Annotated in this window: 6 protein-coding genes; 3 read left to right on the forward strand and 3 right to left on the reverse strand. The window is 66.6% G+C overall.

Translation table 11 applies throughout. The annotated features are described in order from the left end of the window. On the forward strand, positions 1-851 hold an 851-nt coding region (locus tag AB4Y86_RS10960), incomplete at its 5' end, for a creatininase (protein WP_441402263.1). Between the two features lie 23 nt (positions 852-874). Here the strand turns inward: AB4Y86_RS10960 and AB4Y86_RS10965 are convergent. Next, positions 875-1,840 (reverse strand): aminodeoxychorismate lyase, encoded by a 966-nt coding sequence (locus tag AB4Y86_RS10965; protein WP_441402264.1) that lies wholly within the window; start codon positions 1,838-1,840, stop codon positions 875-877. Between the two features lie 91 nt (positions 1,841-1,931). On the opposite strand from AB4Y86_RS10965, the gene cls reads away from it, so the two are divergent. Then, on the forward strand, positions 1,932-3,407 hold the full coding sequence (cls, locus tag AB4Y86_RS10970) for a cardiolipin synthase (protein ID WP_441402265.1): 1,476 nt from the start codon (positions 1,932-1,934) through the stop codon (positions 3,405-3,407). 27 nt (positions 3,408-3,434) lie between these two features. Here cls and AB4Y86_RS10975 read toward each other — a convergent pair whose 3' ends face one another. Next, positions 3,435-3,812 (reverse strand): winged helix-turn-helix transcriptional regulator, encoded by a 378-nt coding sequence (locus AB4Y86_RS10975; protein ID WP_441402266.1) that lies wholly within the window; start codon positions 3,810-3,812, stop codon positions 3,435-3,437. A 99-nt stretch (positions 3,813-3,911) separates the two neighbouring features. Here AB4Y86_RS10975 and AB4Y86_RS10980 point away from each other — a divergent pair, with 99 nt between their 5' ends. Then, the gene (locus AB4Y86_RS10980) at positions 3,912-4,772 is read left to right on the forward strand and encodes an SDR family oxidoreductase (RefSeq protein WP_441402267.1); all 861 of its coding nucleotides are present in this window, start codon (positions 3,912-3,914) and stop codon (positions 4,770-4,772) included. 56 nt (positions 4,773-4,828) lie between these two features. Here AB4Y86_RS10980 and AB4Y86_RS10985 read toward each other — a convergent pair. After that, positions 4,829-5,514 (reverse strand): anthranilate synthase component I family protein (locus AB4Y86_RS10985; RefSeq protein WP_441402268.1); only part of this gene is annotated, 686 nt, incomplete at its 5' end.

Here is a 5,514-nt window from a genome sequence, read left to right on the forward strand (position 1 = left end):
GCCCCTGGCCGCCGCCACTTTTCACCCCGTATTTCATGAGGAGCACCACCAGCATGGACAAGTCAGTATTTCTGGAAGACCTGGATGCCTTTGCCTACCGCGAGGCCCTGGCAACCGGGGAGGCGATCGTCCTCATCCCCGTCGGGTCCCTGGAGCAGCACGGGCCGCACCTGCCGCTCGGAACGGACACGATTCTGTCCTCGCGCTTCGCGGAGGGCGTTGCCCGGCGGCTGGGTGCCCTGGTGGCGCAGCCCATCTCCTACGGGTACAAGTCGCAGCAAAAGTCCGGCGGCGGCAACCACCTCTCCGGCACCACCAGCCTGGACGGCGAAACCCTCATCAAGGTGGCGCGCAACCTGGCCAAGTCCTTCCTCAACCAGGGCGTCCGGCACGTGGTCTTCGTCAACGGCCACTTCGAGAACTACCAGTTCCTGTACGAGGGAATCGACCTGGCCCTGGAAGACTTGAGGATCGGCCCGGGCGCGGAGCAGAGCGTGCTGCTGCTCTCGTACTGGGACTTCGTCAGCCCGGACACGCTGGGCCGGGTCTACCCGGATGGATTCCCGGGCTGGGACATCGAGCACGGCGGGGTCCTGGAAACCTCGCTCATGCTGCACCTCGAACCGGCCAGGGTCGCGATGGACCGCCTGGTCGACGGTCCTGCCGCCGTCCTGCCGCGCTTTGACCGGCTACCCGTGGTGCCGGAACGGACGCCGGCCACCGGTTGCCTCTCCTCCGCCGCCGGGTCCAGCGCCGCCAAGGGCGCCCTGCTGTACGGTCAGGTCGTCGATGACCTGACCGCCGACCTCTCCGCCGAGTTGGTCCGCGAAGCCGCGGCCGTTTCGGTCTAGCAGACTGTTTTGCTCGACCGTGGTTACTCGACCGTGGCGAACAGTTCGTTGAGTTCTGCGGTGAGCTGCCGGCGCAGTTCGGGGGTGCCGATCTCCTTGCCGTCGACGTGGTTCACCGGGGCGAGCAGCCGGATGCTCGAGATGAGCCAGACGGCGTCGGCGTCGTACAGGTCGGCGGGTACCAGCGGCCCGTAGCCCAACTCCCAGCCGGCCGCCTTGGCAGCGGTGAACAGCGCGCCCTGCGAGGTGCCGGGCAGGATCCCGCTGTCCAGCTGCGGCGTGATCAGCCGGCGCACGGTGCGAGTCCCACCGGCGCCGTCGTCGGTGCTGTCCAGGTGCGCCAGCAGCACGGTCGACGTCGGGCCCTCCAGGACCCGGCCGTCGGCGGAGGTGAAGATGACGTCGTCGGCGCCCTGGTGGTGGGCGTACCGCAGCGCCGCCATGTTGACCGCGTAGGACAGCGTCTTGGCGCCGAGCAGCAGCCATGGAGCGCGTTCGCCCGCCTCGCTGTCGTAACCGCGGTCCAACAGGATAACGTCGACGCCGGTCTCGCGCTGCCGGCGGCCGGCGGCGGGCGGCGGGGAGGCCTGTACCCAGCAGCTCGGTGTACCGGCGCCCTCGACGCCACGGGTGGCGAGCAGCTTCACCACCACCTCGTCCGAACCGTCGGAGTCGCCGCCGTCCGGGCGGGCCTGCCCGCGGAACTCGCTGATGGCGGTCCCGATGGCGCGCCGCCAGGCGCCCTCGGCCGGGATGTCCAGCTCCAGGGCGCGGGCTGAGCCGGCCAGCCGGCTCAGGTGGGCCGCCAGCTTGCGCGGTGTTCCGCCCACCGCGAGCAACGACTCAAAAACGCCGTCGCCGCGGGTCGCACCCTGGTCCGTGGCCATCAGTTGGGGCTTGGAAGCGTCGGCGATGCGGCCGTCCTCAAATGCGGGATCGAGGAACACCAGCACCGTGGCGGGGGCCGGAACAGAGGCAGGGGTAGTCATGCCTTCAGCTTAGTGCGGCGCGCCGGGATAGGATTTGCGGGTTGCCCGTTCCGGAACTGTTCCGCGGGTCTGGAACCCGGAGGATTCGCCTGTGCTGTGGCCATTTTCGCTAGTGGGGACGCTCCCGCCTTGGGGCGTCCTGATTTTGGGCTTCATCGACTTCGCCATCCGAGTCCTGGCCCTCGGCATCATCCCCGGCAATCGACGTCCCACCACTGCCATGGCCTGGCTGCTGGGCATCTTTTTCGTGCCGGCGCTTGGCGTCATACTGTTCCTGCTGTTCGGTAACTTCCGGCTGTCCCGCCGGCGCCGAGCGCAACAGGAAGCGGTGAACACTCGGGTTCGGGCCGGGACATCCGCATTGGCCGCCGTCGAAAGCCAGTATGCCGGACCAGAGTGGGTAGCCTCCGCCGCGGAACTCAACAAGACCCTGGGCTCGCTGCCCATGGTGGACGGCAACAGCGTGCAGCTGCTGCCGGGCTACCCGGACTCCATCACGGCGATGGCCGCGGCAGCCCGGGAGGCCACGTCCTTCATCAACGCCGAGTTTTATATCATGAGCTCGGACCACATCACGGACGAGCTGCTGACTGCCCTCGAAGACGCCGCCGAACGCGGCGTCGAGGTCCGGATCCTCTTCGACCACCTCGGCACGCTGCGGATCAAGGGATACCGCAAACTGATCGCGCGGCTCAGGGCCAGTAAGATCTGCTGGCGCCCGATGCTGCCGCTGCGGCCCGTGCACGGCCAGTGGCGCCGGCCCGACCTGCGCAATCACCGGAAGATCATGGTGATCGACGGTGAGGTCGCCTTCACAGGCTCGCAGAACCTGATCGAACCGTCCTATAACAACCCCCGGCACCGCAAGATTGGCCGGGAGTGGGTCGAACTCATGGCCTGCATGCGCGGCCCGATCGTCACCACGCTGAACGTCGTGTTCGCCACCGACTGGCTCAGCGAGACCGACGAATCGCTTGAGCACCAGCTGGGCCACCGGCCCGAGGCAGTCCCCGGCCATGTCACCGCCCAGGTGGTCCCCAGCGGCCCCGGCTTCATCACCGAGAACAACCTTCGCCTGTTCAACACGCTGATCTACTCCGCGCAGCACAAACTCTCCATCTGCAGCCCCTACTTCGTCCCGGACGACTCGCTGCTCTACGCAGTGACCACCGCGGCCCAGCGCGGCGTCGACGTCGAACTCTTCGTCTCGGAAAAAGGCGACCAGTTCCTGGTTCACCATGCCCAGCAGTCCTACTACGAGGCGCTGCTGGAAGCCGGGGTTCGCATCCACCTCTACAAAGCCCCGTTCGTGCTGCACGCCAAGCACTTCACCGTCGATGACGAGGTCGCCGTTCTTGGTTCAAGCAACATGGACATGCGCTCGTTCTCGCTGAACCTCGAGGTCTCGGTCATGCTGCTCGGCGAGGACATCGTGCAGAGGATCCGCGCCGTGGAGGACACCTACCGCGGCATTTCGCACGAGCTCAAGCTCGAAGACTGGTTAAAGCGGCCCATGCGGGTCAAATACGTGGATAACGTCGCCCGTCTGACCGCAACCCTGCAGTAGCCCGGCAGGAAAGCCCTCGGGGAACCATCAGCGCTGGYCGTGGAGGATGTCATCGGCGTTGTCGAAAGCCCAGGCGACCAGCGGAACCAGCAATGCGCTCAGCACATAGCCGCGGTCGGTCAGGCTGTAGTCCACTCTCGGGGGAATGACCGCCTGTGCCTTTCGATTGACCAGCCCGTCACGCTCCAGGGTCTTTAGGGTCTGGGCCAGCATTTTTTCACTGATGCCGTCGGCCCTGCGGCGAAGTTCGCTCCAGCGCTGCTCGCCTTCGGACAGGGCTACCAGAATGAGTACTCCCCACTTACTGGTGACGTGGTCCAACACCGTCCGGCTGGGGCATCCTGCCGGGAACACGCCGTCAGGAAAGCTCGCACGAAGACTTGTGGTGTTGCTACTTTCCTTCATGCCTGTACCTTACCTGAAAGTGCGTACTAACTTTTGGGAAGTAATCGGCCGAGGCGCTGGTTGTGACCGGTGACCGAGTACAAATCCTGAGAGGAAATCATGAGCATCGTCGTTACAGGCGCAACCGGCCAGCTTGGCCGCCACGTTGTTGAAGCATTGCTGGAACGCGAGGTCCCGGCGGGGGAGATTGTGGCCGCCGGCCGCTCCATCGAAAAACTGGCAGATCTCGCCGCCCGGGGTGTGCAGGTGACGGCGATGGATTATTCGGACCCGGACTCCGTGGCGGCGGCCCTCAGGGGTGCCCGCAAAGTCCTCCTGATTTCCGGCAGTGCCGTTGGGGAGCGGGTGCCGCAGCACCGGACCGTGATCGAGGCCGCCAGGGCTGAAGGCGTGGACCTCATCGCGTATACGAGCATCGCGAATGCGGACACCTCCGAAATGAAGCTCGCGGCAGAGCACCAGGCCACCGAGGCACTCCTCCGGGAAGCCGGGGTTCCCTTCGCTCTCCTGCGCAACGGCTGGTACCTGGAGAACTACACAGACCAGCTCCCGGGAGCGTTGGCACAGGGTGCGGTCGCCGGAAGCGCCGGCGATGGCAGAATCAGTGCAGCCTCCCGCGCCGACTACGCACAGGCCGCCGCGGCTGTGCTTGTTGCCGACGATCAAGCCGGTGCGATCTACGAACTGGGCGGCGACGAGGCGTTCACCATGACCGAGCTTGCCGCCGAGTTCAGCTCGGTAGCGGGAAGGGCAATTACCTACCAGGACCTCCCGGCCCAGGAATACGCTGGCATGCTGACTGGGGTGGGTGTGCCGGAAGCGTTCGCAGAAATCCTCGCGGATTCTGATTTGGGGATCGCCCGCGGTGATCTTCTGGTGACGACTGGAGACCTGAGCAAGCTGATCGGACGCCCGACGACCACGATGGCCGAAGCGGTGCGTTCGGCGGCGTCGGCCTAGCTCCTGTTTCCTTTGACCGCCCGCGGACACCGTGAGCGGACCGGTCTTAGTGGCCCCTAGCCTTGCGGGAAGCCGGTGCCAAGGGCGGAGAGCACGCCGAAGGCCTTGGTCCGGATCTCCTCGTACTCCTCCTGCGGCGAGGAGTCCGCGGTGATGGCGCCGCCGATGCCCAGGCTCAGGGTAGCGCCGCCGTCCGTGCCGGCCGCCACCACCAAGGTGCGGATGGCCACCGCGAGGTCGGTGGCGCCGTTGAGCGAGAAATAGCCGATAGCCCCGGAGTAGACGCCGCGCGGGGCGGCCTCGAGACGGTCCAGGATGGCCATGGTGCTGACCTTGGGGGCGCCTGTCATGGAGCCCGCCGGGAAGCAGGCCGCCACTGCCTCGGCCCGGGGCATTCCGGGCCGGAGTTGTGCGTCGATGGTGCTGACCATCTGGTGGACCGTGGCATAGCTTTCGATCGAGCACAGCCGGTTGACCGAGACGGAACCGGGCACCGCGAAGTGGCTGAGGTCGTTGCGCAGCAGGTCCACGATCATGATGTTCTCGGCCCGGTCCTTGGGGGAGGATTCGAGCTCGCGGCGCAGCAGTTCGTCCCGGCCGGCGTCGGCGTCCCGCCGCCGGGTGCCCTTGATCGGCTCGGCCCGCATTGCACCGTCGGCTGCGATCCGCAGGAAGCGCTCCGGCGAGGTGCTGGCCACGGTGACCTCCGCCAGGCGCAGGAAGCTTGCGAACGGTGCCGGAT

Source organism: Arthrobacter sp. 2YAF22_2 (assembly GCF_052114645.1).
Taxonomy (GTDB): Bacteria; Actinomycetota; Actinomycetes; order Actinomycetales; family Micrococcaceae; genus Arthrobacter.